This window comes from Pseudomonas sp. B21-040, assembly GCF_024748695.1.
Lineage (GTDB): Bacteria > Pseudomonadota > Gammaproteobacteria > Pseudomonadales > Pseudomonadaceae > Aquipseudomonas.
Window position 1 is genome coordinate 218,146 of the sequence record NZ_CP087176.1, and the last position, 26,749, is coordinate 244,894.

Annotated in this window: 26 protein-coding genes; 10 read left to right on the forward strand and 16 right to left on the reverse strand. The window is 59.6% G+C overall.

What is annotated here, in order from left to right:
• Positions 1–125 precede the first annotated feature (125 nt).
• The 5 genes from LOY55_RS01000 to LOY55_RS01020 form a co-directional block, all read right to left on the reverse strand.
• Positions 126–890: a hypothetical protein gene (locus LOY55_RS01000; protein WP_077432245.1), complete on the reverse strand. Its 765-nt coding sequence runs from the start codon at positions 888–890 to the stop codon at positions 126–128.
• Positions 891–1,370: 480 nt separating this feature from the next.
• Positions 1,371–2,126, reverse strand: coding sequence for an L-cystine ABC transporter ATP-binding protein TcyN (gene tcyN, locus LOY55_RS01005; protein ID WP_077432246.1), 756 nt, complete (start codon positions 2,124–2,126; stop codon positions 1,371–1,373).
• 4 nt (positions 2,127–2,130) lie between these two features.
• Positions 2,131–2,796 (reverse strand): cystine ABC transporter permease, encoded by a 666-nt coding sequence (tcyL, locus tag LOY55_RS01010; protein WP_046031326.1) that lies wholly within the window; start codon positions 2,794–2,796, stop codon positions 2,131–2,133.
• Positions 2,796–3,596 (reverse strand): cystine ABC transporter substrate-binding protein, encoded by an 801-nt coding sequence (tcyJ, locus tag LOY55_RS01015; RefSeq protein ID WP_223523127.1) that lies wholly within the window; start codon positions 3,594–3,596, stop codon positions 2,796–2,798. The genes tcyL and tcyJ overlap by 1 nt, the downstream gene beginning before the upstream one ends.
• A gap of 315 nt (positions 3,597–3,911) precedes the next feature.
• On the reverse strand, positions 3,912–4,904 hold the full coding sequence (locus tag LOY55_RS01020) for a D-cysteine desulfhydrase (RefSeq protein ID WP_046031324.1): 993 nt from the start codon (positions 4,902–4,904) through the stop codon (positions 3,912–3,914).
• A 192-nt stretch (positions 4,905–5,096) separates the two neighbouring features.
• Between LOY55_RS01020 and epsC the strand changes: the two genes are divergently transcribed.
• Positions 5,097–6,023 (forward strand): serine O-acetyltransferase EpsC, encoded by a 927-nt coding sequence (epsC, locus tag LOY55_RS01025; protein ID WP_046031323.1) that lies wholly within the window; start codon positions 5,097–5,099, stop codon positions 6,021–6,023.
• A gap of 373 nt (positions 6,024–6,396) precedes the next feature.
• A complete protein-coding gene (gene betT, locus LOY55_RS01030) occupies positions 6,397–8,358 on the forward strand; it encodes a choline transporter BetT (protein WP_223523169.1) in 1,962 nt (653 codons plus the stop codon).
• A 27-nt stretch (positions 8,359–8,385) separates the two neighbouring features.
• Here betT and LOY55_RS01035 read toward each other — a convergent pair whose 3' ends face one another.
• Both LOY55_RS01035 and LOY55_RS01040 read right to left on the reverse strand, forming a co-directional pair.
• Positions 8,386–8,646, reverse strand: coding sequence for a hypothetical protein (locus LOY55_RS01035; RefSeq protein ID WP_046031321.1), 261 nt, complete (start codon positions 8,644–8,646; stop codon positions 8,386–8,388).
• A gap of 73 nt (positions 8,647–8,719) precedes the next feature.
• Entirely contained in the window at positions 8,720–9,454 is a 735-nt protein-coding gene (locus tag LOY55_RS01040; protein WP_223523131.1) for an SDR family oxidoreductase, read from the reverse strand.
• Positions 9,455–9,576: 122 nt separating this feature from the next.
• Here LOY55_RS01040 and LOY55_RS01045 point away from each other — a divergent pair, with 122 nt between their 5' ends.
• The 4 genes from LOY55_RS01045 to mgrA all read left to right on the forward strand — a co-directional run bounded on the left by LOY55_RS01045 (position 9,577) and on the right by mgrA (position 12,412).
• Positions 9,577–10,467 carry a LysR family transcriptional regulator gene (locus LOY55_RS01045; protein ID WP_223523133.1) on the forward strand — a complete coding sequence of 297 codons (891 nt, stop codon included), beginning with the start codon at positions 9,577–9,579 and terminating at the stop codon, positions 10,465–10,467.
• A gap of 128 nt (positions 10,468–10,595) precedes the next feature.
• Positions 10,596–10,778, forward strand: coding sequence for a type II toxin-antitoxin system HicA family toxin (locus LOY55_RS01050; protein ID WP_046031318.1), 183 nt, complete (start codon positions 10,596–10,598; stop codon positions 10,776–10,778).
• A complete protein-coding gene (locus tag LOY55_RS01055; protein ID WP_177412223.1) occupies positions 10,775–11,239 on the forward strand; it encodes a type II toxin-antitoxin system HicB family antitoxin in 465 nt (154 codons plus the stop codon). Before LOY55_RS01050 ends, LOY55_RS01055 begins: the two co-directional genes overlap by 4 nt.
• A 135-nt stretch (positions 11,240–11,374) precedes the next feature.
• On the forward strand, positions 11,375–12,412 hold the full coding sequence (gene mgrA, locus LOY55_RS01060) for an L-glyceraldehyde 3-phosphate reductase (RefSeq protein ID WP_223523135.1): 1,038 nt from the start codon (positions 11,375–11,377) through the stop codon (positions 12,410–12,412).
• 132 nt (positions 12,413–12,544) lie between these two features.
• Here the strand turns inward: mgrA and tauD are convergent, their stop codons facing one another.
• The 7 genes from tauD to LOY55_RS01095 form a co-directional block, all read right to left on the reverse strand.
• Positions 12,545–13,387 carry a taurine dioxygenase gene (tauD, locus tag LOY55_RS01065; protein WP_109785294.1) on the reverse strand — a complete coding sequence of 281 codons (843 nt, stop codon included), beginning with the start codon at positions 13,385–13,387 and terminating at the stop codon, positions 12,545–12,547.
• A 144-nt stretch (positions 13,388–13,531) separates the two neighbouring features.
• Positions 13,532–14,365 carry a taurine ABC transporter permease TauC gene (gene tauC / locus LOY55_RS01070; RefSeq protein ID WP_077432247.1) on the reverse strand — a complete coding sequence of 278 codons (834 nt, stop codon included), beginning with the start codon at positions 14,363–14,365 and terminating at the stop codon, positions 13,532–13,534.
• Positions 14,362–15,156 (reverse strand): taurine ABC transporter ATP-binding subunit, encoded by a 795-nt coding sequence (gene tauB, locus LOY55_RS01075; protein ID WP_046031313.1) that lies wholly within the window; start codon positions 15,154–15,156, stop codon positions 14,362–14,364. The genes tauC and tauB overlap by 4 nt, the downstream gene beginning before the upstream one ends.
• Positions 15,157–15,172: 16 nt before the next feature.
• The gene (gene tauA, locus LOY55_RS01080) at positions 15,173–16,150 is read right to left on the reverse strand and encodes a taurine ABC transporter substrate-binding protein (protein ID WP_046031312.1); all 978 of its coding nucleotides are present in this window, start codon (positions 16,148–16,150) and stop codon (positions 15,173–15,175) included.
• A 181-nt stretch (positions 16,151–16,331) separates the two neighbouring features.
• Entirely contained in the window at positions 16,332–17,915 is a 1,584-nt protein-coding gene (gshA, locus tag LOY55_RS01085; protein ID WP_109785297.1) for a glutamate--cysteine ligase, read from the reverse strand.
• Between the two features lie 318 nt (positions 17,916–18,233).
• On the reverse strand, positions 18,234–18,617 hold the full coding sequence (locus LOY55_RS01090) for a PaaI family thioesterase (RefSeq protein WP_046031310.1): 384 nt from the start codon (positions 18,615–18,617) through the stop codon (positions 18,234–18,236).
• Positions 18,617–20,941, reverse strand: coding sequence for a Tex family protein (locus tag LOY55_RS01095; protein WP_109785298.1), 2,325 nt, complete (start codon positions 20,939–20,941; stop codon positions 18,617–18,619). Before LOY55_RS01095 ends, LOY55_RS01090 begins: the two co-directional genes overlap by 1 nt.
• A 361-nt stretch (positions 20,942–21,302) precedes the next feature.
• Here LOY55_RS01095 and ompR point away from each other — a divergent pair, with 361 nt between their 5' ends.
• Positions 21,303–22,043 (forward strand): two-component system response regulator OmpR, encoded by a 741-nt coding sequence (ompR, locus tag LOY55_RS01100; RefSeq protein WP_046031308.1) that lies wholly within the window; start codon positions 21,303–21,305, stop codon positions 22,041–22,043.
• 103 nt (positions 22,044–22,146) lie between these two features.
• A complete protein-coding gene (locus tag LOY55_RS01105) occupies positions 22,147–23,460 on the forward strand; it encodes an ATP-binding protein (RefSeq protein ID WP_046031307.1) in 1,314 nt (437 codons plus the stop codon).
• A 133-nt stretch (positions 23,461–23,593) separates the two neighbouring features.
• On the opposite strand, the gene rimK is transcribed toward LOY55_RS01105, so the two are convergent.
• Positions 23,594–24,499 (reverse strand): 30S ribosomal protein S6--L-glutamate ligase, encoded by a 906-nt coding sequence (rimK, locus tag LOY55_RS01110; protein ID WP_007949201.1) that lies wholly within the window; start codon positions 24,497–24,499, stop codon positions 23,594–23,596.
• Positions 24,496–24,957, reverse strand: a complete 462-nt coding sequence (locus LOY55_RS01115; RefSeq protein WP_175649051.1) for an ATP-dependent zinc protease — start codon at positions 24,955–24,957, stop codon at positions 24,496–24,498. Before LOY55_RS01115 ends, rimK begins: the two co-directional genes overlap by 4 nt.
• A 234-nt stretch (positions 24,958–25,191) precedes the next feature.
• Here LOY55_RS01115 and LOY55_RS01120 point away from each other — a divergent pair, with 234 nt between their 5' ends.
• Together LOY55_RS01120 and hslO are read left to right on the forward strand one after the other, a co-directional pair.
• Positions 25,192–25,599: an RNA-binding S4 domain-containing protein gene (locus LOY55_RS01120; RefSeq protein ID WP_258667484.1), complete on the forward strand. Its 408-nt coding sequence runs from the start codon at positions 25,192–25,194 to the stop codon at positions 25,597–25,599.
• Between the two features lie 204 nt (positions 25,600–25,803).
• A complete protein-coding gene (hslO, locus tag LOY55_RS01125; RefSeq protein ID WP_046031305.1) occupies positions 25,804–26,706 on the forward strand; it encodes an Hsp33 family molecular chaperone HslO in 903 nt (300 codons plus the stop codon).
• The last annotated feature ends 43 nt before the right edge of the window (positions 26,707–26,749 follow it).

Sequence of the window (26,749 nt, forward strand, 5' to 3'; positions counted from 1 at the left end):
GAGTCCGCGATCAACCAGAATGACCGCATTGTTTGATTTAACGACTGCTACGCCCGAGCGCGGACCGGCCGACGCAGGCTTCGCCAGCTGCTACAGGATCGAGATCGCCCAGTGCCACAGAGAGATCAGCGTTTTCGGGGTTCAGCGGCCATCAACATGTCCTTGGGCGGCACCTTCAAATACGGATTTGCGCAGCCGATCTTCAGCCAGCGCGGTGGCGCCCAGCGTGAGTTATTGCCCACGTGGTCGAGGATGCAATACGTCACTTCCAGCCGCAGGTCTTCACCCGCTTCGAGAATGATCGCCGGCGGCACCCACACCTGAATCGGCTGGCCTACTTCGTCCGCCTTGAGCCGGGGCAGGTCCATGCGCACATCGCCCCAGCGCAGGGTGATTTCGTCGTCGATGGCCATGTTCAGGTAAGGCTCGATGGTCAACGGGACGCCGCGTTTGATCTGATTCGGATTGACTCCTTGGCGGCGGATAGTCTCGGGGATGCCGACGGGTGCAAGGTTTTGGTTTTCGTCGCCGCCCTGGGCGGAGTGCGGGCCGCCAGGGCCATCCAGTTTGATCTGGACGCGGGTGGCCGGTGACAACGCCGGGTCTTGCCCGACCTGCATGACCTTGTAGTGGATGCGTGCGCAGCCGTTAGCGATGAAACTTTGCGGCACTCGCAGGCTGATCACGTTGCCGCTGTCGTCGGCAGTCAGCACCCTGGAGGCGACGTAGCAGTTGTTCCAGAACAGTTCGATAAGGTCGCCTGCGTCCATGCGGGAGTAGGGTGCGATGTCGATCATGAGGTGAGCCGCCGAGATCATGTTGACGCCGGCCTTGTGCGATTGCGCCAGGGTTGGGGCCGCAAGTTCGGGTGTGTTCGAAGTGCTTGTCATGGGGTTTCTCCTTGAAGCCTTGCAGCGAAGTTCCGTTTCTGAAAGATCAAAAGGCGTGCATTACCCAGCAACATAACGGCTCATTATTGGGCCGTTAAATAATGATTGAGTGCGAAAGTTGGCGCCTGTTGGTGACTAGATAAGAGTGCGCTTGAATAGGTGTCAATAGAGCTGGCTAGTTAAGTGCTGGATAACTTGTTATTCAGAATAATCCTACGTGGTGAAGTTAATAAGCGTCAGCGCTTCGTCGAATATGACCACGGTTTAAAGGCGTGTGAGGGCGGGCAAAGGTCAAAAGTCGCAGCGTCGATATAAACGAACTCCAGGCGGGAAAGATCTGTTGCAGGACATATATATGTACCGCACAAAGCGTTGGATGAATTATCTAAAGTATGAGCTGGAAAAGTAGCTTAGAAGGGGGTTGTCGCTGGGGTAGTTGTTACTTCCATCCATGGAAGTTAACAAGTAGTTAAGCGCGACTCAGGAGTGGGCGTTGTTCAGAAACTTGCTGAGGAACTGTTTTGTCCGTTCTTCTTTCGGGTTGGCAAACAACGCTTTTGATTCGCCTTGCTCGACGATCACGCCCTTGTCGAAAAACACCACGCGATTGGCCACGTCCCGGGCAAAGCCCATTTCGTGAGTGACGATGACCATGGTGCGCTTCTCCTCGGCCAGGCCGCGGATGGTCGCCAACACTTCACCGACCAGTTCCGGATCGAGCGCCGAGGTCGGCTCATCGAACAGGATCACTTCCGGTTCCATCGCCAGCGCACGGGCAATCGCCACACGCTGTTGCTGACCCCCGGAAAGGCGTCGCGGGTAAGCATCTTCCTTGCCCGCCAGCCCCACCTTGGCCAAGAGCTTTTTGCCCAGGGCAATGGCTTCGGCCTGCGGGATCTTCTTGACGATGATCGGGCCTTCGATGACGTTTTCCAGCGCAGTGCGATGCGGGAACAGGTTGAAGTTCTGGAACACGAAACCCACGTGTTGACGCAAGCGTCGCACCAGGCCTTGCTGCTGGTTCAGTGGACGGCTGCCATCGATCTCGATATCACCGACCTTGATCCGGCCGCTGCTCGGCTCTTCCAGAAAATTCAGGCAACGCAGGAACGTGGTTTTACCCGAGCCACTGGGCCCGATGATCGCCACGACCTCGCCTTCCTTCACTTCCAGATCGATGCCATTGAGCACCACTTGACCCTTGAACTGCTTTGTCAGTTTTTCCACGACAATCATTGGGTCAGGACTCCTGGTCGTGCCGATTGACCCGTGCTTCCAACTGGTTTTGGAGGTGCGACAGCACCGTGGCCAGAACCCAGTAGATCAGCGCGGCGGCAAGATACATGGTGAAAATTTCAAAGGTGCGGGCGGTAATCAGCTGCGCCTGACGGAACAGTTCCGGCACCTGGATGGTAGCGGCCAGCGCCGTGTCCTTGACCAGCGAAATGAAGCTGTTGCCCAACGGCGGCAAGGCCGTGCGCATCGCCTGCGGCAGGATGGCCCGGCGCAGGGTTTGCGCACGGGTCATGCCGATACTCGCGGCGGCTTCCCATTGGCCGCGCTCGATGGAGCTGATCGCGGCACGCAGGATTTCGCAGGCATAGGCGGCCATGTTCAGCGAGAAGCCGATCAGGGCCGCTGGCAGCGGATCAAGTTCGATGCCCAATTGCGGCAAGCCGTAATAGATCACGAACAGTTGCACCAGCAACGGCGTGCCGCGAAAGAACGACACGTAGATGCGGGCAATCCAGCTCACCAGCTTGAAGCGCGACAGGCGCATCAGTGCCAGGCCGAAACCCATCAGCAGGCCGAAAAACATTCCGCCCAGGCTGAGGATCACTGTGTAGTACGCGCCCTTGAGTAGAAAGGGCACGGAATCCAGTGCGAGTTGGAAAGCTTCTTCCATTATTGAGTGACGTCAGCGTTGAAGTATTTTTCCGAGAGCTTTTTCAGGGTGCCGTCGGCGCGCAGTTTGTCGATGGCCTTGTTCACAGCGGCCAGCAACTCAGGTTCGCCTTTGCGCAGGGCGATGCCGGCTTCCTGGCGAGAGAACGCGTCGCCGGCGGCGGAGGTGTCCTTGGCTTTCTTGGCGTACTCCAGAGCGGCCAGACGGTCGATCAGAATGACGTCGATGCGCCCGACACGCAGGTCCTGGAACTTGGTTGGGTCATCTTCGTAGGTGCGGATGTCAGCCTTTGGCACATTGGTTTTCACCCACTCTTCGTAGTTGGTGCCCAGGCCAACGCCGACTTTCTTGCCAGCCAGGTCAGCGGCGGACTTGATGTTCAGCTCGGCGGCCTTCTTCGTCAGCACCAGCGCCTGAATCCCGGAAACGGTGTACGGCTCGGAGAAGTCGTACTTCTTCTTGCGCTCTTCAGAGATGGTCACCTGGTTGATGACGGCGTCCAGACGCTTGGATTCCAGCGCCGCGAGGATGCCGTCCCATTTGGTGGGTTGCAGCTTGACCTTCACGCCCAGCTCTTTGGCCAGGGCTTCGGAGAATTCGACTTCGAAGCCGGACAGTTTGCCGTCGGCGTCGACGAAGCTGAACGGTGGGTAAGTGCCTTCCAGGCCGACGTTGATAACGCCAGCGTCTTTGATTTTTTGCAGTTGCTCACCGGCAACTGCTTGCCCCAGCAGACCAGCGCTCAGCGCCAGGCCCAGTGAACCTACCAGCAGGTTACGACGTAGTGCGGAAAAATTCATGACAAGCCCCTGTGTTTTCTTATGGAAGACGCATTAGGAAAGTTGGCAAATTCGGGAATTGAACGACTGCAATATCCTGCCCTAAAGCAGCATATGCGTCTTGCTACAAATTCGCCTGCGGCGTGACTATATGATGACGCCTATAGAATTTAAAATACTCAATGCTGTATTTTATATTCTTAAATTGCATATAAGATTGGATCGTTCCCACGCTCCACGTGGGAACGCCTCAAGGGACGCTCCGCGTCCAGTGACGCAGAGCGTCACGGGCTGCACTCCCACGCAGGGCGAGGGAGCGATCAGTCAGCGTCTCGGTTAGAGAAAATCCTTGTAGGCAAACAACGCCGGAGCCCCACCGGTGTGCAAAAAGATAATCGGTCCTTCATCGAATCGCTGGCGACCGATGCCGTCCAGCAACCCGGCCATGGCCTTACCGGTATACACCGGGTCGAGCAGCAAACCTTCCTGACTGGCCAGTAGCTTCACCGCTGCCAGTGTCCCGGCATTCGGCTCGCCATAGCGCGGTGCGAAATACTCGTCCCACAACTCGACCTTGAAGCTCGCCGGCAACTTCACGCCCAACAACTCGGCGGTACGCTCGGCCAGGCCCTGCACCTTCGGGCGCTGGTCTTCATCGCTACGGGAAACCGTGACACCAATCACTGGCAAATCCGGCAGTGCTTCACTCAGCGCCAACGCCAAACCGCTGTGGGTGCCGGCGCTGCCGGAGGCCAGGACCACGGCAGCAAATTGTAGCCCGGTGTCCTTGATCTGTTCGGCCAGTTCCAGGCCGGCCCGCACGTAACCCAATGCGCCCAGCGCATTCGAGCCGCCTATCGGCACCAGATAAGGATTTTTGCCGTTATTGCGCAGTCGTGTGGCCAATGCCTCCAATTGCTCATCGGCGTTGTCGAGGTTTTCGACCAACTCGACCTTGGCATCGAACAGGTCCAGCAACAGACGATTGCCGTTACCGATGTAGTTGGCGTCGTCGGTGCCCAGCGGGTTTTCCAGCAGCGCAACGCAACCCAGGCCCAGTTTGGCGGCAATGGCGGCGGTCTGGCGCACATGGTTGGATTGCAGCGCCCCCGCGGTGATGAGCGTGTCGGCGCCTTGTGCCAGGGCATCGGCGGCGAGGTATTCGAGCTTGCGCAGCTTGTTGCCGCCCATGGCCAGTGGCGTCAGGTCATCGCGTTTGACGTACACATCGCGGCCCAGCCAGGTCGACAAGCGTTCAAGTTTTTCCAGGGCAGTGGGGTGGCCGAGTAAATCGAGACGGTTAAAGCGAGCGAGCTGTTGTTTGATCATGGGTCCGTACTGGCGCAGAAAGATTGTCAGGACTATAGGCACGCCCATTTGCCTGGGCAACCGCCAATCGCTTATAGCCAAAGATTCTGAGCTCTGCACAATTGGTTCTTAATTCGACCTCAAGACCTTGCCGTAAAGTAATCGCCGTTAATGCGGCCAGACTGTCCGGCCGCCTGTGAGGAGTTTTTTACCGTGAGCGAGCGTTCCAGTCATTGGCAACTGCAGACCATCGTCAGCCAACTGCGCGCGGCGCGTGATCAGTGGCGCGCACAAAATGGCCGCGCCAGCACAGAGCAGGGCGGTCGCGAATTGCCTTCGCGGGCGGCCATGGCGGACATTCTTGAAGCGCTGTGCGGGGCGTTGTTCCCGATGCGGTTGGGGCCGGTGGATTTGCGCGAAGAGAGTGAAGACTTCTACGTTGGCCACACCCTTGATGTGGCGTTGAATGCGCTGCTGGCTCAGGCTCGACTCGAATTGCGCTATGCCGCCCGCCACAGTCAGCAGGCCGACTCTGACATCGAAGCCAAGACCATTCAGATCATTCAGGACTTCGCGCTCGCCTTGCCGGGGCTGCGCAGTTTGCTGGATACCGATGTGCTGGCGGCCTATCACGGCGACCCGGCGGCGCGCAGTGTCGATGAAGTGTTGCTGTGCTATCCGGGCATTCTGGCGGTGATTCACCATCGCCTGGCCCACCATTTGTATCGCGCCGGTTTGCCGTTGCTGGCGCGGATCAGCTCGGAAATCGCCCACTCGGCCACCGGTATCGACATTCACCCTGGGGCGCAGATCGGTCGCAGCTTCTTTATCGATCACGGGACCGGCGTGGTGATCGGCGAAACCGCGATTATTGGTGAGCGCGTGCGGATTTATCAGGCGGTCACCCTGGGCGCCAAGCGCTTCCCGTCCGATGAGGACGGTCAATTGCAGAAGGGCCATCCGCGGCACCCGATTGTTGAAGATGACGTGGTCATCTATGCCGGGGCGACGATTCTGGGGCGGATCACGATTGGCAAAGGCTCGACAATCGGTGGCAACGTCTGGCTGACCCGCAGCGTGCCGGCGGGCTGCAACCTGACACAGGCCAATCTTCAACACGATGACGGGACGCAGAAATAAACCTACAGCGGATCGTTCCCACGCTCTGCGTGGGAATGCCTCAAGGGACGCTCCGCGTTCCAGTTCGTAAAAGTGACGCGGAGCGTCACGGGATGCATTCCCACGCAGAGCGTGGGAACGATCATCCTCAAAAACCCTCCTCTTACCCCTCCTTGAGCTAGCGTACGAACAGTACCGCCGAGCCTTGCGATTAGTCCTTAGCAGCCTATCCATGTTTAACTTGAACGTTCATTCAAGTTAAACCGGTAGCTCGCTGCCCGCTCACAACAGGAGGCTTGCCTTTGCTGAGTCCGATTTCTACAGCCATGTTCAATCCCTTCGCGGTGCACGTTTCATGAGTGCATCGTCCCTCCCTCCCAGCGGTTTGATCCGCATGAATCCGCCGGTTTTTTACTTCTCGGCGAGCTTCATTCTGTTGTTCGGCATCGTCGTCATCGCCATGCCCGAACAGGCCGGTGCCTGGTTGCTGGCGGCGCAAAACTGGGCGGCCAACACGGTCGGCTGGTATTACATGCTCGCGATGACCCTGTATCTGGTCTTCGTGGTGGTCACAGCCTTGTCCGGCTGCGGCAAGATAAAGCTTGGTGCCGACCACGACGAACCCGAATTCAGTTACCTGTCCTGGGCCGGCATGCTGTTCGCCGCCGGGATCAGCATCACGCTGTTTTTCTTTTGCGTGTCCGAACCGCTGACCCACATGCTCCAGCCGCCACAAGGCGAGGCCGGTACGGCGGACGCGGCGCGTCAGGCGATGCAAATTCTGTTTCTGCACTGGGGCCTGCACGGCTGGGGTGTGTTTGCTTTCGTCGGCATGGCGCTGGCCTACTTCGCCTATCGGCATAACCTGCCGCTGGCCTTGCGTTCGGCGTTGTATCCGCTGATCGGCAAGCGCATCAACGGTCCCATCGGTTACGCGGTAGACGGCTTCGGCATCATCGCCACGGTGTTCGGTCTTGGCGCCGACATGGGCTTCGGCGTACTGCACCTCAACTCAGGGCTGGACTACCTGTTTGGCATTGCCCACACCCAGTGGATTCAGGTCGGCCTGATCACGCTGATGATGGGCGCCGCGATCATCGTTGCGGTCTCCGGCGTCGATAAAGGCGTGCGGGTGATGTCCGACATCAACATGCTGCTGGCCTGCGCGCTGCTGCTGTTCGTGTTGTTCGCCGGCCCCACGCAGCACTTGCTCAACACGCTGATCCAGAACCTGGGCGACTACCTCGGCGCCTTGCCGATGAAGAGTTTCGACCTGTACGCCTACGACAAACCCAGCGACTGGCTCGGTGGCTGGACGGTGTTTTACTGGGCCTGGTGGATCGCATGGTCGCCGTTCGTGGGCCTGTTCATCGCGCGGATTTCCCGTGGCCGCACCATCCGTGAATTTGTCTTCGGCGTGCTGCTGATTCCGCTTGGTTTCACCCTGGCGTGGATGTCGATCTTCGGCAACAGTGCCATCGATCAAGTGCTCAACCACGGCATGAGCGCGCTCGGCATGTCGGCCATCGACAACCCGTCAATGACGCTTTATTTGCTACTGGAAACCTACCCGTGGAGCAAAACCGTGATTGCCGTCACGGTGTTCATCAGCTTCGTATTCTTCGTCACCTCGGCCGACTCCGGCACCGTGGTGCTGTCGACGTTGTCCGCCAAGGGCGGCAACCCGGATGAAGACGGGCCGAAATGGCTGCGGGTGTTCTGGGGCGCGATGACGGCATTGGTGACCAGCGCGCTGTTGTTCTCCGGCAGCATCGATGCGTTGAAGTCAGCAGTGGTGCTGACCTCGCTGCCGTTTTCGTTGATCTTGCTATTGATGATGTGGGGGCTGCACAAGGCGTTCTACCTGGAATCCCAGAAGCAGATCGCGCAACTGCATTCGCTGGCACCGGTTTCCGGGTCAAGGCGTGGCAAGGGTGGCTGGCGACAGCGTTTGAGCCAGGCGGTGCACTTCCCGTCGCGCGATGAGGTGTATCGTTTTCTGGATACGACGGTGCGGCCGGCGATCGAGGAAGTGTCGGCGGTGTTTGTCGAAAAGGGTTTGAACGTGATTACGCAACCGGACCCGGTCAACGACAGCGTCAGCCTGGAAATCGGTCACGGTGAACAGCATCCGTTTATCTATCAGGTGCAGATGCGCGGTTATTTCACACCGTCTTTCGCCCGAGGCGGCATGGGGTCCAAGCAAATCAACAACCGGCGTTATTACCGGGCCGAAGTGCATTTGAGCGAGGGCAGCCAGGACTACGATCTGGTGGGTTACACCAAGGACCAGATCATCAACGACATCCTCGATCAGTACGAACGGCACCTGCAATTCCTGCACTTGGTGCGTTGATCCAGACGGACAGGCGCCGGGGCTTTATCAGGCCTCGGCGCTCATCACCATGAACAGCACTAACGCCGCCACCGGCACACTGAACACCACCGTGCCGATCACCAGCTCTGAACTCAAGGGCTGGCCGGCCGTGACCACGCCAACGGCACCGTTGATCACCGTCAGCGCCAGCCACAGGATCACAAAGCTGTAGATCAGTGTCTGGCGGCTGAAGCCGATTTTTTCGCCGATGAACAGCATCAGGGCGAGGAGGGCCAGGCCGAAGGTGATGATGATTGCTGTGTGCATGGTGAGCTCACCTGGTCGTTGTGTGTCGCCTGATAAACCGCTATCGCGAGCAGTAGTGTCAGTGTGAGCTTAGTTAAACCAACCCACCATTGGCCCGCAAAATCTGCCCGTTGACCCAGCCCGAATCCGGCCCCGCCAGAAACGACACCACCCGGGCAATGTCCTCCGGCTGACCCAAGCGCTCCAGCGGCGGCATCTTGGCGAAGCTCTGAATCTGTTCCTCACTCTTGCCCTGCAAAAACAACTCGGTGGCCACCGGTCCCGGTGCCACGGCATTGACGGTGATGTTGCGCCCGCGCATTTCCTTGGCAAACACTTGGGTCAGCGACTCCACCGCCGCTTTGCTGGCGATGTACACCGCGTAACCCGGCAAGTTAAGGCCGACGGTGCTGCTGGAAAAGTTGATGATCCGTCCGCCACCGTTCAGGCGCGTCGCCGCTTCGCGCAAGGTGTTGAACGTGCCGCGCGCGTGGATGTTGAAGGTCTGCTCGAACAGTTCATCCGTGTGCTGCGCCAAGGGCATGACCTTGAGGATGCCAGCGTTGTTGATCAGCACATCGACCTTGCCCAATTGCGCTTCAGTCTCGTCGAACATCCGGCGCACGTCGTCGGCGCTGGCTACATCAGCCTTGATCGCTATGGCTTGATGACCGGCCTGACGCAATTCCACAACCAGCCTTGAGGCTTCAGTGGCGCTGCTGGCGTAATTGATGGCGACGGCAAAACCGTCGCTGGCCAGTTGTTTGGCGATCACTGCGCCGATGCCGCGCGAGGCGCCGGTGACGATGGCAACTTTTTGGTGAGTCATGGCGTTGAATCCTGATGAGGTGGGTTGCTGGGTGTGAGGCCAATTTCACATGTTTACTCAGGCCGATAAATGCACGAGAGTTGCCTTGACTGTTCAATAATCGCCAACAATCGGAGGCTCACGTGGATCAAGTCAAAGCGATGAAGGTGTTCGTGCGGATCTACGAGCGCGGCAGCTTCACCCTGGCGGCCGAAGACTTGAACCTGCCCCGCGCAACGTTGACTCACACCCTGAACCAGTTCGAAGCCTGGCTCGGCACACGGTTGCTGGAGCGCAGTACGCGCAAGGTGCGTGCGACCCTGGACGGCGAGGCGTACTACTTGCGCTGCGTGCAACTGTTGGCGGAGCTGGAAGAGGCCGAGCTGGCGTTTCGCGGTTGCGCGCCGAAAGGCCGATTACGGGTCGACCTGCACGGCACGCTGGCTAAAAATTTTGTGATCCCCGCCTTGCCGCAATTCATGGAGCGCTACCCGGACATCGACCTGTCCATCAGCGAATCCGACCGCTTTGTCGACTTGATTGCCGAAGGCGTCGACTGCGTGCTGCGCGCGGGTACGCTGACGGATTCGGCGCTGGTCGGTAAACGCATCGCCAACCTGCGCCAGATCACCTGCGCCAGCCCCGCGTACTTACGCAAATACGGCGAACCGAAAACCCTCGAAGACCTCAAGCATCACCGTGCGGTGAACTACGTTTCGCGCACCACGGGCAAGCTGTTTCCGTTCGAATTCAGAGTGGACGGCGAGATCAAGGAAGTCGCCATTGACGGCGCGCTTTCAGTGTTCGGCGCGGAAATCTACGCCGCCTCGGCGATTGCCGGATTGGGATTGATCCAGTGCCCGCATTACCGGATGGAAACGCAGATTGCCCAAGGACTGATACAGGAAGTCCTCACCGACATGCCGCCACCGGCGATGCCGGTCTCCGTGTTGTATCCGCACAACCGACACATGTCGCCACGGGTCCGGGTGTTTGTGGATTGGTTGGGGGAGGTGTTTGCGGGGGCGGGGTAGCCGGTGGTCTACGGCCACTCTGACCGGCTTGCATTCCGCTAATATTTATCAGAGTGTGTATCGTGTGTATAAGTCTTGCGGTCATCGCGTAATGTGCTCGGCAGATGCTGCCCACAAGGACGAAGGTGATGCGAAGTCGGGAAATGATCAGGATGATCGAGGAGGATGGTTGGTATCTGGTGGCCGTAAAAGGCAGCCACCATCAGTACAAGCATTTGTATAAGTCAGGCAGGGTAACGATCAAGCACCCTGATTCGGATCTTCCAAAAGGGACGATCAACAGCATATTGAAACAGGCGGGTCTGAAATGAGGCCCGACGTCGGAAACGCGAGCCTCGATGAGGCCACATCACAGGAAGGACTTACCGAAATGAAATTCCCGGTCGTTCTGCATAAGGATGCCGACTCAGAATACGGAGTGATTATCCCGGACGTACCGGGCTGCTTCTCCGCAGGCGGTACTGTGGCGCAGGCATTTGAAAACGTAAAAGAAGCGTTGTCTTTGCACTATGAAGGTCTGGTGGCCGATGGTGATCCGCTGCCGCAGGTGCGTGAAATCGATGCTCACCTCGATAACCCGGATTACGCGGGCGGTGTGTGGGGAGTGGTCGAGTTTGATATCACGCCTTATTTCGGCAAATCAGTGCGCTTCAATGCCACGTTGCCTGAACAGTTGCTTGAGCGTATCGACCAGACAGTCAGCCGCGACCGGCGATATAGCTCAAGATCGGGATTTTTGGCGGCTGCTGCGCTGAGAGAATTGTCGGCGTAAACGTTTATGAATCGAAATATGTGAAACGTTTCAGCATTTTCTCGAGTCCGAGGTTTATCGGCGCTTGTCCGGGCGTATGCTTGGCCGCTTGCGAAGCAGTCGATACCACATTCAAGACCGACAAGAGAGGATTCGATGACCTACACCGCTGCCGAAAACCGCTACGACTCCATCCCTTACCGCCGCGTGGGGCGCAGCGGTCTGGTGCTGCCGGCGTTGTCCCTGGGACTGTGGCACAACTTCGGCGACAGTACGCCGATCGACACCCAGCGTTCGTTGTTGCGCACGGCGTTCGACCTGGGCATCAATCACTTCGACCTGGCCAACAACTACGGCCCGCCGTACGGCAGTGCCGAGATCAATTTCGGCCGATTGCTACGTGAAGACTTCAAGCAGTATCGCGATGAGCTGATCATCTCCAGCAAGGCTGGCTGGGACATGTGGCCCGGTCCTTACGGGCAGGGCGGTGGTTCGCGCAAATACGTGCTGGCCAGCCTGGATCAGAGCCTGCAACGGCTGGGCCTGGACTATGTGGACATTTTCTACTCGCACCGCTTTGACCCGGACACACCACTGGAAGAAACCGCCAGTGCACTGGCGACCGCTGTACAACAAGGCAAGGCGTTGTACATCGGCATCTCGTCCTATTCCGGGGTGAAAACCCGTGAGATGGCGGCGCTGTTGAAAGAGTGGAAAGTGCCGCTGCTGATTCATCAGCCGGCGTACAACCTGCTCAACCGTTGGGTGGAAAAGGACCTGCTGGAAGTCACCGACGAACTCGGCACCGGCGTGATTGCTTTCACCCCATTGGCGCAGGGCCTGTTGACCGACAAATACCTCAACGGCATTCCGAAGGATGCGCGGGTCAATCGTCCGGGGGGTGGTTCGTTGCAGTCGTCGCACCTGTCCGAAGCCAACATCGCCCATGTGCGTGGGCTCAATGAAATCGCCAGGCGTCGTGGGCAAAGTCTGGCGCAATTGGCGTTGGCCTGGACATTGCGCGACCCTCGGGTGACCTCGGCGTTGATCGGTGCTAGCCGGCCGGAGCAGATTATCGAGAACGTCGGGGCGTTGAAAAAGTTGAGCTTCAGCGCGGAAGAACTGGCGGAGATTGATCGGTTCGCCCAAGAGGGTGGGATCAATCTTTGGGAGAAGCCTTCAACTGCTGAGTGAGCGAGCACTGATCGTTCCCACGCTCCGCGTGGGAATGTCTCAGCGGACGCTCCGCGTTCGGCTTTGGAGGGGACGCGGAGCGTCCCGGGCTGCATTCCCACGCAGAGCGTGGGAATGATCGGGTTTCAGGGGTTACCGGAAAAACGGCACATCCCCCAACACCGTCGCCCGCTGCATCACCCGCCGCGCCGGGCGGTAGTCATCCACCGCGTAATGCTGGGTCACGCGGTTATCCCAGAACGCCACATCATCCTTCTGCCAGCGCCAGCGAATGGTAAATTCCGGCCGTGTGGCATGGGCGAACAAGAACTTCAGAACCGCTTCGCTCTCGGTGTCCGACAGTTCGTTGATCTTCGACGTGAACCCTTCATTGACGAACAACGAGCGCCGCCCGCTCACCGGGTGTGTACGAATGACCGGGTGCGACAAGGGCGGATTCTTGCGTCGTGCCTCTTCCCACTGGGCCAGCGCTTCGGGCGTATTGCCATAACGCTCAAGCGGGAACGAACGGGTGAAATCGTGGGTGGCGGTCAGCCCTTCGAGCAAGGACTTCATCGGCGCGGACAATGCTTCATACGCCGCAATCCCACTGGCCCACAACGTGTCACCGCCAAACTCCGGCAGCAACTTGGCGCTGAGTACTGCGCCCATGGCCGGGGTCGGCAGGAAGGTCACATCGGTGTGCCAGATCGCGTTGTCGCGCACGTCGGTGACGGCAGTGTCGAGGATCAACACTTCCGGTTGTTCCGGTACGTTGGGGTAGATCGGGTGAATGTGCAGGTCGCCGAAATGGGCGGCGAATCGTGCCTGCTGCTGCGGCGTGATCGGCTGGTCGCGGAAGAACAGCACTTGATGCTTGAGCAGCGCTTGCTCAATGGCATCGCGCTGTTCCAGGTTCAGTGGCTGGCTGGTATCGACGCCGCTGATTTGCGCACCGAGGGCAGAACTGAGGGGGACGATGGTCAGGTAGCTCATGGTGGTTCTCTTCAAATTCGTGGTGTCGAGCATTTGTAGGAGTGAGCCTGCTCGCGATAGCGGTGTGTCATTCACAACATCGTTGTCTGACACTCTGCAATCGCGAGCAGGCTCACTCCTGCAAGGGTTTTCAAAAGGCGATTTTCAATGGGCCTGGCCATGCCACGGCACCAGTTTGCGTTGCAGGGCGCGCAGGCCCATTTCCATGGCGAAGGCGATCAGGGCAATCACCAGAATCCCCAGCACCACCACATCGGTGACCAGGAACTGCGCGGCCGACTGCACCATGAAGCCCAAACCGCTAGTGGCGGCGATCAATTCGGCGGCGACCAGGGTCGACCAACCCACGCCCAGGCCAATGCGCACGCCGGTCAGAATATCCGGCAAGGCACTCGGCAGAATCACATGACGAATCAACTGCGCGCGGGTTGCACCCAGCGACTGCGCTGCACGCAACTTGGCTGGGTCGACAGTGCGCACACCGGTCGCGGTAGCGATGGCAATCGGGGCGAAAATCGCCAGGTAGATCAGCAAGACTTTCGACAACTCACCGATGCCGCACCAGATCACGATCAGCGGCAGATACGCCAACGGTGGAATCGGGCGGTAGAACTCGATCAGCGGATCGAGAATGCCGCGAGCGATGCGGTTGTGGCCGATGGCGATCCCCACCGGCACAGCGGTCAGCACGGCAAAGCCGAGGCCCAGGCCGATACGGCTCAGGCTCGCGCCCAAATGCTGCCACAACGTCGAATCCATGTAGCCGGAAGTCGCCAGCAGCCAACCCTTTTGCAGCACGGCGGATGGTGGCGGCAGGAACAACGGTTCGATCATCCCCGTGGCCGTGACGGCCCACCAGAGGATCACGAGCGCCACCAGTGTCAGCACGCTGATCCAGCGGGTGCTCAAACTGCGACGAACCGGAATCACCGTCGAACTCGGTTTCACCGTCACGGCCGGAATTTCATAGCTGCTCATGCGCGCTCCTGCCGCTGGGCGGCGCTGCGTTGGGAGAATACTTTGGCGAGCACGTGTTCGCGGGTTTCGATAAAGCGCGGGTCGGATTTGATCGCCCGCGCCGACTCGCCGGCCGCATAACGTTGGCCGAAATCCAGGCTCAGGCGCTCGACGATTTGCCCAGGATTGGGCGCCAGCAGAATCAGGTCTGTCGCGAGGAAGACTGCTTCTTCAATGTCGTGGGTAATCAGGAACACCGGCTTGGCGGTACGTCGCCAGACTTGCAGCAACAGCTCCTGCATCTGTTCGCGGGTGAAGGCGTCGAGAGCGCCGAAGGGCTCGTCCATGAGCAAGACGCGAGGGTCGGCGGCTAATGCGCGGGCAAGGCCGACACGCTGCTTCTGGCCGCCCGAGAGCTGCCAGATGCGACGGTTTTCGAAACCGGTAAGGTCGACCAGCGCGAGCATTTCCTTCGCGCGGGTTTCACGTTTGTCCCGAGGAACGCCCGCCAGCTCCAGACCGAAACCGACGTTGGCCAATACGTCCTGCCAAGGCAGTAACGCGTCGTCCTGAAACACCACGCCGCGTTCGGCACTCGGGCCCTTGACCGGCACGCCGTCGAGGGTAATGCGCCCGGCACTGGGCTCGACAAAACCGGCGATCAGGTTCAACAGCGAAGTCTTGCCACTGCCGGACGGGCCGAGGGCAACCAGCAACTGCTGGGGCCCCAGGCTCAGGGAAATATCCGCCAGTACCGGTTCCGGACTACCGGGGTACTGTGCGCTGATGCGCTCCAGCTGTAGCAAGGCCATTGCGGTTAACTCCCGATCAGTTGGTGATGAACTTGGCGTTGACGTACGGTGCGTAGTCCGGCAGCACGGCTTCGACCTTGCCTTGTTCCTTGAGGAACGCGGCGGTGTCGGTGATGGCTTTGGTGGTCGGTGCGCCGAGGGTGATCACCTGGTCAGCCGCCAGCGGGTAGACGTTGCCTTGCAGCAGCAATGGAATGTCGCTGGCCTTGGCGCCGGAGAGCTTCACCAGTTTGTCGACGTTGCTTTGGTTGGCGAGCCAGGCTTTCGGGTCTTTGCGGTAGTCGGCGTAGGCGTCCAGGGTCACTTTGGCGAACGCAGTGACGATTTCCGGGTGCTTCTCGGCGAAGTCTTTGCGCACGATCCAGGCATCGAAGGTTGGTGCGCCGAACTTGGCCAGTTCGCCGGAGGTGATCAGTACTTTGCCGTTTTCCTTGGCGACACCCAGGGCTGGATCCCAGACGTAGGTGGCGTCAATGTCACCGCGTTTCCACGCAGCAATGATCGCGGGTGGAGCCAGATTGAGGACGGTGACTTTCGACGGGTCGATGTTCCAGTGCTTCAACGCAGCCAGCAGGCTGTAGTGACCGGTGGAAACGAATGGCACGGCGATTTTCTTGCCGATCAGATCCTGCGGTGTCTTGATCCCGGAGCCGTCACGCGCGACGAGCGCTTCGGCAGCGCCGATCTGGGTGGCGATGAGGAAGGTTTCCACCGGCACTTTGCGGGTGATCGCCGCCGTCAGGGGGCTGGAACCGAGGTAGCCGATCTGCACGTCACCCGAGGCGATGGCGGCAATGATGTCGGCACCGTTGTCGAATTTTCGCCAGCTGATATCGGCTTTGGTGGCTTTTTCGTAGGCGCCGTCGGCCTGGGCAACTTTTGCCGGGTCCACGGTGGTCTGGTAGGCAACGGTAACGTCAGCGGCTTGGGCAAACAGACTCGCTGCAGCCAGAGTGGCGGCCGCCAGCAAGCGAAGTGGGAAGGTCAGTTTCATTGCGAAGCTCCTTATCCGGCGACCGAGTGTCGGCGTGATAAAGAGACTAAATGATCTAAGAATTCAAAAATAAATAACTTTTTCGAATTAGCTTATGAGAGGAAAACGTTAAGGGCGTCGCTGCAAATCGCTTGATCGTTCCCACGCTTCCGCGTGGGAACGATCAGGCAGAAGTCAGCGTTTAGTTACTGATTGCCAAAATGCTCGCCTGATACGCGCCGACAAACACGTCGAAATCACCGACTTCGTTCTGTTCCAGCTCAACCTGCTGGGCCAGCGACGAACGCGCCAGTTCTTCAAACTTGGCCTGCTCATCCGCCGCCAATGGCTCGCTGCGGAAGAACTCGGCATGGGCCTGGCTTTGACGCAAGGAGAACTGCGCGAAACTTTCCTTGTGCTCAGCCATCGATGCCAACACCTGGGCCGACGGTGTCAGGGACGGATCCTGGACCTTGGCCATTTGCGTATCCAGCGCCTTGCTGTGCGCATCTCCGCCATGGCTCTGATCGAGCAGTGCGGCCAGCGGAGCGATTTTTTCCAGCAGCTCGCCCGCCCACTCTTTCAGGTCAACCGGCTGGCCATCCCGTTGCAGTTGCAGGCCCGGACGACGACCTTCCTTGACCACGCTGAGGAAGTTCGACGTCGCGTTGCCGCAACTGGTGTTGGTCAGCAGCGGGCTGTCGTTCAGCGCGCAATACAGCAGGAACGCATCGAGGAAACGCGACTCGGTGAGATCGATGCCCATTGGCAGGAACGGGTTGATGTCCAGGCAGCGCACTTCAACGTACTGAATGCCACGGGCCACCAGCGCCTGAATCGGCCGTTCGCCGGTGTAGGTCACGCGCTTCGGGCGGATGTTGGAGTAGTACTCGTTTTCGATCTGCAGAATGTTGGTGTTGAGCTGAACCCACTCACCGTCCTGATGCGTGCCGATCTCGACATACGGTGCATACGGTGTGGCGACCGCTTTGCGCAGGCTATCGGTGTAGCTCGACAGATCGTTGTAGCACGGCGTCAAGCCGGCCTGGGCGTTGCTCTGGTAACCCAGGTCGCTCATGCGCAGGCTGGTGGCGTACGGCAGGTACAAGGTGTCCGGGTCCAGTTGTTCCAACTGGTGCGAGCGACCACGCAGGAAGCCGGCGTCCAGTGCGGGCGAGGCGCCAAACAGGTACATCAGCAGCCAGCTGTAGCGGCGGAAGTTGCGGATCAGGGCGATGTAGGCCGTTGACTGATAGTCGCGATCGTCGCCAACAAAATCTTCAACTTGCTTGAGCAGCGGCCAGAGCTTTTCCGGCAGGGAAAAGTTGTAGTGGATCCCGGCGATGCACTGCATGGTCTTGCCGTAACGCAGGGCCAGGCCCTTGCGATACACGTACTTGAGCTGCCCGATGTTGGACGTGCCGTAGTAGGCAATCGGGATGTCTTCCTCGGCCGGCAACGGGCACGGCATCGAGGGGCTCCACAGGTACTCGTTGCCGAGCTTGCTGTAGGCAAAACGGTGAATCTTGTCCAGGCTCGCCAACGTGTCCGCCGGGTCGGGCAGGGCCGGAGTGATGAACTCCAGCAGCGACTCGGAATAGTCGGTGGTGATCTGTTCGTTGGTCAGCGCGGAACCCAATTCTTCCGGGTGCGGCGTTTGCGCCAGGCGACCTTCGCCGGTCACGCGCAGGCATTCACGTTCGATGCCGTGAAGGCACTGTTCGAGCAGAGAGAGGTTAGCGCGCTCGCCAAGCAGGGCCAGGCGGCGGTTGAGAAGTTCGCTCAAGTTGGATTCCTTCACGCGTCAGTCGCCCCAATATGGGGGTGGGCAGGACGGTCTACAAGGGTGAAGTTAAAACTGGCGTTTTCGCCTGGTTTTTCGGGCTCTCAAAGCCCCTGTGGAGCCACCGGCTTCAATCCTTGAATCTGGCAGATGCACGCGAAGGAAACGCAATCCCTGTGGGAGCGGGCTTGCCCGCGAAGGCGGTGTGTCAGACGACTTGATGTTGACTGACACTCCCTTTTCGCGGGCAAGCCCGCTCCCACAGGAAACTCCGACGCTGCTGTCACAGCGCTGAAATTAACTCAAATTGATGACGACTAGCTACAGGACAGCGAACGTGCCTTGCGCTTTTGCGACCAGTTTGTCGCCCTGCATCACATCGGCTTCGACCACCAATGTGCGTCGGCCCGGGTGAATCACCCGTGCCGTGCACATCACTTCGCCGTCGGATACCGCGCGGATGTAGTTGATCTTGCACTCGATGGTCGCGCTCTGCTGGTCAAAGCCGTGGGCGCTGGAACAGGCCAGCCCCATGGCAATGTCCACCAGACTGAACAAGGCCCCGCCGTGCAGCTTGCCAGCGCGATTGCGCAACTCGGGCTCAAGCACCAGGGCGACGTGCGCCACCCCGGTTTCCAGGCTGTGCAAGCGACAGCCCAGCAGCTTGAAAAAGGCACTTTCGGTGTACCCGGCGGGGATGTCCATCAGCGTTTCTTCAACTGCTTGGCGTTGGCGAACAGCGACGCCATGGCGTTGTTGCTCGGTGCGGCAGCTGTGGTTTCCTTACGCGGTGCGGTGTTCTGGGACTGGCGTGGCGCCGACCCCGGACGTGCACCGCGAGCGCCGTCGATTTTCTCGCCCGGGGTGTCGCTCATGCGCATCGACAGGCCCACGCGTTTGCGCGGGATGTCGATTTCCATGACTTTCACCTTCACCACGTCACCGGCCTTCACCGCTTCGCGTGGGTCCTTGATGAACTTCTCCGAAAGCGCGGAGATGTGCACCAAGCCGTCCTGATGCACGCCGATGTCGACGAACGCACCGAAGTTGGTCACGTTGGTGACGACGCCTTCGAGGATCATCCCCAGTTGCAGGTCCTTGAGGTCTTCGACGCCTTCCTGGAACTCGGCGGTCTTGAACTCGGGACGCGGGTCGCGACCGGGTTTTTCCAGCTCTTGCAGGATGTCGGTGACCGTTGGCAGACCGAAGGTTTCGTCGGTGTACTTCTTCGGATCGAGACGCTTGAGGAAGCTGGCGTCGCCAATCAGCGAACGGATGTCACGGTCGGTTTCAGCGGCAATGCGCTGCACCAACGGATAGGCTTCCGGGTGAACGGCCGAGGAATCCAGCGGGTTGTCACCGTTCATCACGCGCAAGAAACCGGCGGCCTGTTCGAAGGTTTTCTCGCCCAGACGCGCGACTTTCTTCAATGCCGCACGGGTTTTGAACGCGCCGTGTTCATCGCGATGGCTGACGATGTTCTGTGCCAGGGTCGCGTTGAGGCCGGAGATGCGCGCCAGCAGCGCCACGGAGGCGGTGTTGACGTCGACGCCCACGGCGTTCACGCAGTCTTCGACGACCGCGTCCAGGCCACGCGCCAGTTTCAGCTGCGACACGTCGTGCTGGTACTGGCCGACACCGATGGATTTCGGATCGATCTTCACCAGCTCAGCCAGTGGATCCTGCAAGCGACGGGCAATCGACACCGCACCACGGATCGATACGTCCAGGTCCGGGAATTCTTTGGAAGCCAGTTCCGACGCCGAGTAAACCGATGCACCGGCCTCGGAGACCATGACTTTGGTCATCTTCATCGCTGGGTATTTCTTGATCAGCTCGGCGGCCAGCTTGTCGGTTTCACGGCTGGCGGTGCCGTTGCCGATGGCGATCAGATCGACCGAATGCTTGGCACACAGGGCGGCGAGAATCGCGAGGGTCTGATCCCACTTGTTGTGCGGCACATGCGGGTAAACGGTGGCGTGGTCCAGCAGCTTGCCGGTGGCATCGACCACGGCGACCTTGCAGCCGGTACGCAGGCCCGGGTCGAGGCCCAGTGTCGCGCGCGGGCCGGCTGGAGCCGACAGCAGCAAGTCATGCAGGTTGTGCGCGAACACGTTGATCGCTTCGGTTTCCGCACCGTCGCGCAGCTCACCCAGCAGGTCGGTTTCAAGGTGGGTGTAGAGCTTGACCTTCCAGGTCCAGCGCACCACTTCGCCCAGCCATTTGTCGGCGGCGCGGTTCTGGTTCTGGATACCGAATTGCTGGCCGATCATGCCCTCGCACGGGTGCATGGTGCCCGGCAGTTCGTCACCGACTTTCAGGGCCGAACTCAAAATGCCTTCGTTGCGGCCACGGAAAATTGCCAGCGCGCGGTGCGACGGCATGCTTTTCAGCGGTTCGTCGTGTTCGAAGTAGTCGCGGAACTTGGCGCCTTCCTCTTCCTTGCCAGCGATAACGCGGGCACTGAGGGTAGCCTCCTGCTTTAGGTAGCTGCGCAGTTTGTCCAGCAAACCGGCGTCTTCGGCGAAGCGCTCCATGAGGATGTACTTGGCGCCTTCGAGGGCGGCCTTCACATCGGCCACGCCTTTTTCTGCATTCACGAAGCGTGCGGCTTCAGCGTCGGGCGTCAGGGATGGATCGTTGAACAGGCCGTCAGCCAGTTCGCCGAGGCCGGCTTCCAGGGCAATCTGGCCCTTGGTGCGGCGCTTTTGCTTGTACGGCAGGTACAAGTCTTCGAGGCGGGTCTTGGTGTCGGCGAGTTTGATATCGCGCTCAAGTGCCGGGGTCAGCTTGCCTTGCTCTTCGATGCTGGCGAGGATGCTGATGCGCCGTTCGTCGAGTTCTCGCAGGTAGCGCAGACGCTCTTCCAGATGACGCAACTGGATGTCATCGAGGCTGCCGGTCACTTCTTTCCGGTAACGGGCGATGAAGGGAACGGTAGAGCCTTCATCGAGTAGCGCGACGGCCGCTTCGACCTGTTGTGGGCGTACACCGAGTTCCTCGGCGATGCGGCTGTTGATGCTGTCCATAAAACCACCTGACAAATTGTGAAAGCAGGCTCGCAGGCGCAGAGATAGAGGCTCTGCGAGTCTGGTTGAGCGGCCTGGCCTGCGCCGCTGCCTGGATCAAAGGGCACCCCATTGACCCGTGAAATCGAACAATTACTGCGGGCGGCAGGAAAATAAATAGCGCCTGCCTGTAGTACCTGTCTGATGTTGCCTGACACAAAACGCCGCGCATTATAACCAGCGTTCGCGCATTCCGGGGCATCGCTGGCGGGAAGGGGAATGGCCGGTTTACTGGCGGTGGAGGAAAAATCTGCTAACAATGCACACGGTGCGTATAACGGCAGCTACGCCATAATGCGCGCCGAGATCAAAGGAGCATCTAATGAGCAGCACTGCAAACACTGCTGAAGGCGAAAAAATTCTTATTGTTGACGACGATCCGGGCCTCAGCAGCCTGCTGGAGCGTTTTTTCGTCAGCAAGGGCTACCGCGCCCGCGCCGTACCCAACACCGAGCAGATGGATCGTCTGCTGTCGCGTGAAGTGTTCAACCTGGTCGTCCTCGACCTGATGCTGCCCGGCGAAGACGGCTTGACCGCCTGCCGCCGCCTGCGCGCCGCGAACAATCAGATTCCGATCATCATGCTGACCGCCAAGGGCGATGAGCTGAGCCGTATCAAGGGCCTGGAACTGGGCGCCGACGATTACCTGGCCAAGCCGTTCAACCCGGATGAGCTGATGGCCCGCGTCAAAGCGGTCCTGCGTCGTCAGTCGACACCTGTGCCGGGAGCACCGGGCAGCGAAGACGAAAGCGTGACCTTCGGTGATTACGTACTGTCGCTGGCGACCCGCGAACTCAAGCGTGGCGACGAAGTGCACATGCTCACCACCGGTGAGTTTGCGGTCCTCAAGGCATTGGTGATGAACGCGCGTCAGCCACTGACCCGCGACAAGTTGATGAACCTGGCCCGTGGCCGCGAGTGGGATGCCCTGGAGCGTTCCATCGACGTGCAGATCTCCCGTCTGCGCCGGATGATCGAACCCGATCCGTCCAAGCCGCGTTACATCCAGACAGTCTGGGGCGTGGGCTACGTGTTCGTTCCGGATGGCGCCGCCACCAAGTGATCGGCGATTTGTAGGAGCGGGTCCTGCGGACGACATTGTCCGCAGACTCGCGATCCGCAATATGCGAGCATCGCTCGCTCCTGCAAGTGTGTAGCGGTTATCCATGAAAACCCCCGTTTGGTTCCCCCAGAGTTTCTTCTCCCGCACCCTTTGGCTGGTGCTGATCGTCGTTCTGTTTTCCAAGGCGCTGACCCTGGTTTATCTGTTGATGAACGAAGACGTGCTGGTGGACCGGCAATACAGCCACGGTGTCGCCCTGACGCTGCGCGCCTATTGGGCCGCCGATGAAGAAAACCGCGCGAAGATCGCCGATGCCGCCACCCTGATTCGGGTGGTGGGTGCCGGTGTGCCTGAGGGTGAGCAGCACTGGCCATACAGCGAGATCTACCAGCGGCAGATGCAGGCTGAACTGGGCGCCGATACCGAAGTCCGGTTACGCATGCACTCGCCGCCGGCGCTGTGGGTCCGGGCGCCGAGCCTGGGTGATGGCTGGCTGAAAGTGCCGCTGTATCCGCATCCATTGCGGGGGCAGAAAATCTGGAACGTGCTCGGCTGGTTCCTCGCCATTGGCTTGTTGTCCACGGCGTCGGCATGGATCTTCGTCAGTCAGCTCAACCAACCATTGAAACGTCTGGTGTATGCCGCAAGGCAACTCGGCCAGGGGCGCAGCGTGCGATTGCCCATCAGCGACACGCCCAGCGAAATGACCGAGGTGTATCGCGCCTTCAATCAGATGGCGGAGGACGTCGAGCAGGCAGGCCGGGAACGCGAGCTGATGCTGGCCGGTGTGTCCCATGACTTGCGTACGCCGTTGACCCGATTGCGCTTGTCCCTGGAGCTGATGGGTGATCGCACCGATCTGACCGACGACATGGTGCGCGACATCGAAGACATGGACGCAATCCTCGATCAGTTCCTGGCGTTTATCCGCGATGGTCGTGACGAGTCGGTGGAGGAAGTGGACCTCAGCGACCTGGTGCGCGAAGTCGCGGCACCGTACAACCAGAACGAAGAAAGAGTGCGTTTGCGCCTGGAGCCGATCCAGCCGTTTCCATTGCGCCGGGTGTCGATGAAACGCCTGTTGAACAACCTGATCGGCAATGCCTTGCATCACGCCGGCAGCGGCGTTGAGGTGGCGGCCTATGTGTCTGGCGATACTGCCGCGCCGTATGTGGTGCTGAGTGTCATGGACCGTGGGGCAGGGATTGATCCGTCGGAGCTCGAAGCGATCTTCAATCCATTCACTCGGGGGGATCGTGCCCGGGGTGGCAAAGGGACCGGCCTGGGCCTGGCGATCGTGAAGCGGATTGCTTCGATGCACGGTGGGAATGTTGAGTTGCGTAACCGTTCCGGTGGCGGGCTGGAAGCTCGGGTACGGTTGCCGCTGGGGTTGATGTTGCCGCGGGATGCTGTCTAAGCGCCGGTATTTTTACCTGATCGTTCCCACGCTCCGCGTGGGAATGCAGCCTGGGACGCTCCGCGTCCCATTCAAAGCCGAACGCGGAGCGTCCGTTGATGCATTCCCACGCGGAGCGTGGGAACGATCAGCCTCAGCCCTTTCCTTTGGTTCGGGTCATGTTCGGCCCGCCATTCTTTTCCAGATGCTCGATGATGATCCCCGCCACGTTTTTCCCGGTGGTGGTTTCGATCCCTTCCAGTCCCGGCGACGAATTGACTTCCATCACCAGCGGCCCGTGATTGGAGCGCAGGATGTCCACGCCCGCCACCGCCAGGCCCATCACCTTCGCTGCACGCAACGCGGTCATGCGTTCTTCGGGTGTGATCTTGATCAGGCTGGCGCTGCCACCTCGATGCAGGTTGGAGCGGAACTCCCCGGGCTTGGCCTGACGCTTCATTGCTGCGATCACCTTGTCGCCGACCACGAAGCAACGAATGTCGGCCCCGCCGGCTTCCTTGATGTATTCCTGAACCATGATGTTCTGCTTCAGGCCCATGAACGCTTCAATCACCGACTCCGCCGCCGTCGCCGTTTCACACAACACCACACCAATGCCTTGGGTCCCTTCCAGCACCTTGATCACGAGCGGGGCGCCGTTGACCATGTCGATCAGGTCGGGAATGTCATCCGGCGAGTGAGCGAACCCGGTCACCGGCAGGCCGATGCCGCGACGTGACAGCAATTGCAACGAACGCAGCTTGTCCCGCGAACGGGCAATGGCCACCGATTCATTGAGCGGAAACACGCCCATCATTTCAAACTGGCGCAACACCGCGCAGCCATAAAACGTGACCGACGCACCGATCCGGGGGATCACCGCGTCGAACCCTTCCAGCGGCTTGCCGCGGTAGTGGATCTGCGGCTTGTGGCTGGCAATGTTCATGTAGGCGCGCAGGGTGTCGATCACCACCATTTCATGGCCACGCTCGGTACCGGCTTCAACCAGACGACGAGTGGAATACAGACGCGGGTTCCGCGACAGCACAGCGATCTTCATGCAACACCTGTGGAGGAGGTAGATACCGGGAACACCGGCTTGTCTTGTACGTACTTGATGCCCGGATTGACCACCAGCTGGCCGTGAATCAGGGCTTTGGAACCGAGCAACAGGCGATAACGCATGGATTTGCGGCAGGCGAGCGTGAACTCGACCCGCCAGACCCGATCACCGAGGGCCAGGGTGGTGCTGACCACGTATCGCTTCTGCGCGTGACCGTTGGAGCTTTTAATGGTTTTCATCGTCACCAGTGGCGCTTCGCAGCGTCGATGGCGCAACTGCACCACCGTGCCCAAGTGCGCGGTGAAGCGAACCCACTGCTCGCCATCGCGCTCGAACGGCTCGATGTCGGTGGCATGCAGGCTGGAGGTACTGGCACCGGTGTCGATTTTTGCCCGCAGGCCCGCGACTCCCAAATCCGGGAGCGCCACCCACTCGCGCAGACCGACAACGGTCAAATGGTCAAATGTCTTCAAAGTGCTCAACCGGTAGAAACCGCACGGCCCGGCAAGCGGCCGAATTCGCGGTATTCACGCAGAATAATGGTTAAAAGGCGACAGATATCTACGGCCCGGATTTCCAGCCCCTGCGAGAGGTTCTGGAATGCGTGCATTGTAATCCGAGCCGGTGGAATTCTTGGTACGACTGAAACGGTAGTACAGTTCAGCAATATTTCAGAATGAGGAAATCCCATGGCACAAAAAAACGAAGAGGACGATAAAGTCCGTCTCGATAAATGGTTGTGGGCCGCGCGTTTTTACAAAACCCGTGCCTTGGCCAAGGCTGCCATTGAAAGCGGCAAGGTGCATTGCCGGGGCGAGCGTTGCAAGCCAGGCAAGGAACCGAGAGTCGGCGATGAGTTTGTGATTCGAGCCGGTTTCGACGAGCGCACGGTGGTGGTTCAGGCGCTGTCGATCGTTCGTCGGGGCGCGCCGGAGGCCCAGACGCTGTATGCCGAAACCGAAGTCAGCATCGCCAAGCGCGAAAACGCCGCCGCCCAGCGTAAGGCTGGCGCGCTGGGTGTGAGCACCGATGGCAAACCGAGCAAGAAACAGCGACGGGATTTGTTCAAGTTTCGTGGCAGTAGCAGCGGCGACTAGCCTGAAATCCGGCCCTTTGACCGGGGCGGACTTGCAATTGGCGGGATGAGTAACCATATCGGGTCATTCCCTGACGGTACTACGAGCTGATAAATAGCCACTCGTCGAAAATCACTACCGCATCCGACCCCATGGGCCATAAAGAGGGCCTATGGCGTCAGAGGCGTTGAAACTTCATTTTGATCAATTCAGATACCCAGACTTATGACCGACCTACCGGATAACGACTTCACCCAACGCTTCATCTTCGATGACAGCGACACCCGTGGCGAGCTGGTCTCGTTGGAGCTCAGCTACGCCGAAGTCCTGGCCAAACACGCCTATCCGGAACCGGTCGCACAATTGCTCGGCGAACTGATGGCGGCTGCATCGCTGCTGGTCGGCGCGCTGAAGTTCGATGGCTTGCTGATTCTCCAGGCCCGTTCCGATGGCCCGATCCCGCTGCTGATGATCGAGTGCTCCAGCGAGCGCGATATCCGCGGCCTGGCCCGTTACGAGGCCGATCAGATTGCCCCCGATGCGACACTCGCCGATTTGATGCCTAACGGCGTGTTGGCGCTGACAGTCGACCCGACCCAGGGTCAGCGTTACCAGGGCATCGTCGACCTCGACGGCGAGACCCTGTCCGAGTGCTTCACCAACTATTTCGTCATGTCCCAACAGGTCGGCACTCGTTTCTGGCTGTACGCCGATGGCCGCCGCGCCCGTGGCCTGCTGCTGCAACAACTGCCTGCCGATCGCTTGAAAGACGAAGAAGAACGCGCCGCCAACTGGCAGCACCTCACTGCGCTGGCCACCACCCTGACCGCCGATGAATTGCTGAGCCTGGACAACGAAACCGTGCTCCATCGCCTCTACCACGAAGAGCAAGTGCGCCTCTTCGACGTGCAGAAACTGCGCTTCCGTTGCAGCTGCTCGCGCGAACGTTCGGCTAATGCCCTGGTCAGTCTGGGGATGGACGATGCGCAAAATCTGGTGGTTGAACACGGTGGCAACATCGAAATCGACTGCCAATTCTGCAACCAGCGCTACCTGTTCGATGCCGCTGACGTCACTCAATTGTTCGCGGGCGCAGGGGTCGAGACGCCGTCAGATACCCGTCACTAAAACGGTTCAGCGCAGGTAAATTCACTGGTAAGTGCCGGAATAA

Bases quoted from the DNA above. Each gene is read 5' to 3' on its own strand.
- LOY55_RS01020 (WP_046031324.1), bottom strand. From the start codon at position 4,904: ATGATCAAACAACAGCTCGCTCGCTTTAACCGTCTCGATTTACTCGGC.
- rimK (WP_007949201.1), bottom strand. From the start codon at position 24,499: ATGAAGATCGCTGTGCTGTCGCGGAACCCGCGTCTGTATTCCACTCGT.
- tcyL (WP_046031326.1), bottom strand. From the start codon at position 2,796: ATGGAAGAAGCTTTCCAACTCGCACTGGATTCCGTGCCCTTTCTACTC.
- LOY55_RS01040 (WP_223523131.1), bottom strand. From the start codon at position 9,454: ATGACTCACCAAAAAGTTGCCATCGTCACCGGCGCCTCGCGCGGCATC.
- LOY55_RS01105 (WP_046031307.1), top strand. From the start codon at position 22,147: ATGAAAACCCCCGTTTGGTTCCCCCAGAGTTTCTTCTCCCGCACCCTT.
- LOY55_RS01050 (WP_046031318.1), top strand. From the start codon at position 10,596: ATGCGAAGTCGGGAAATGATCAGGATGATCGAGGAGGATGGTTGGTAT.
- LOY55_RS01035 (WP_046031321.1), bottom strand. From the start codon at position 8,646: ATGCACACAGCAATCATCATCACCTTCGGCCTGGCCCTCCTCGCCCTG.
- betT (WP_223523169.1), top strand. From the start codon at position 6,397: ATGAATCCGCCGGTTTTTTACTTCTCGGCGAGCTTCATTCTGTTGTTC.
- hslO (WP_046031305.1), top strand. From the start codon at position 25,804: ATGACCGACCTACCGGATAACGACTTCACCCAACGCTTCATCTTCGAT.
- tauD (WP_109785294.1), bottom strand. From the start codon at position 13,387: ATGAGCTACCTGACCATCGTCCCCCTCAGTTCTGCCCTCGGTGCGCAA.
- tauC (WP_077432247.1), bottom strand. From the start codon at position 14,365: ATGAGCAGCTATGAAATTCCGGCCGTGACGGTGAAACCGAGTTCGACG.
- tauA (WP_046031312.1), bottom strand. From the start codon at position 16,150: ATGAAACTGACCTTCCCACTTCGCTTGCTGGCGGCCGCCACTCTGGCT.
- LOY55_RS01055 (WP_177412223.1), top strand. From the start codon at position 10,775: ATGAGGCCCGACGTCGGAAACGCGAGCCTCGATGAGGCCACATCACAG.
- ompR (WP_046031308.1), top strand. From the start codon at position 21,303: ATGAGCAGCACTGCAAACACTGCTGAAGGCGAAAAAATTCTTATTGTT.
- LOY55_RS01095 (WP_109785298.1), bottom strand. From the start codon at position 20,941: ATGGACAGCATCAACAGCCGCATCGCCGAGGAACTCGGTGTACGCCCA.
- LOY55_RS01090 (WP_046031310.1), bottom strand. From the start codon at position 18,617: ATGGACATCCCCGCCGGGTACACCGAAAGTGCCTTTTTCAAGCTGCTG.
- tauB (WP_046031313.1), bottom strand. From the start codon at position 15,156: ATGGCCTTGCTACAGCTGGAGCGCATCAGCGCACAGTACCCCGGTAGT.
- LOY55_RS01120 (WP_258667484.1), top strand. From the start codon at position 25,192: ATGGCACAAAAAAACGAAGAGGACGATAAAGTCCGTCTCGATAAATGG.
- mgrA (WP_223523135.1), top strand. From the start codon at position 11,375: ATGACCTACACCGCTGCCGAAAACCGCTACGACTCCATCCCTTACCGC.
- tcyJ (WP_223523127.1), bottom strand. From the start codon at position 3,596: ATGAATTTTTCCGCACTACGTCGTAACCTGCTGGTAGGTTCACTGGGC.
- tcyN (WP_077432246.1), bottom strand. From the start codon at position 2,126: ATGATTGTCGTGGAAAAACTGACAAAGCAGTTCAAGGGTCAAGTGGTG.
- LOY55_RS01000 (WP_077432245.1), bottom strand. From the start codon at position 890: ATGACAAGCACTTCGAACACACCCGAACTTGCGGCCCCAACCCTGGCG.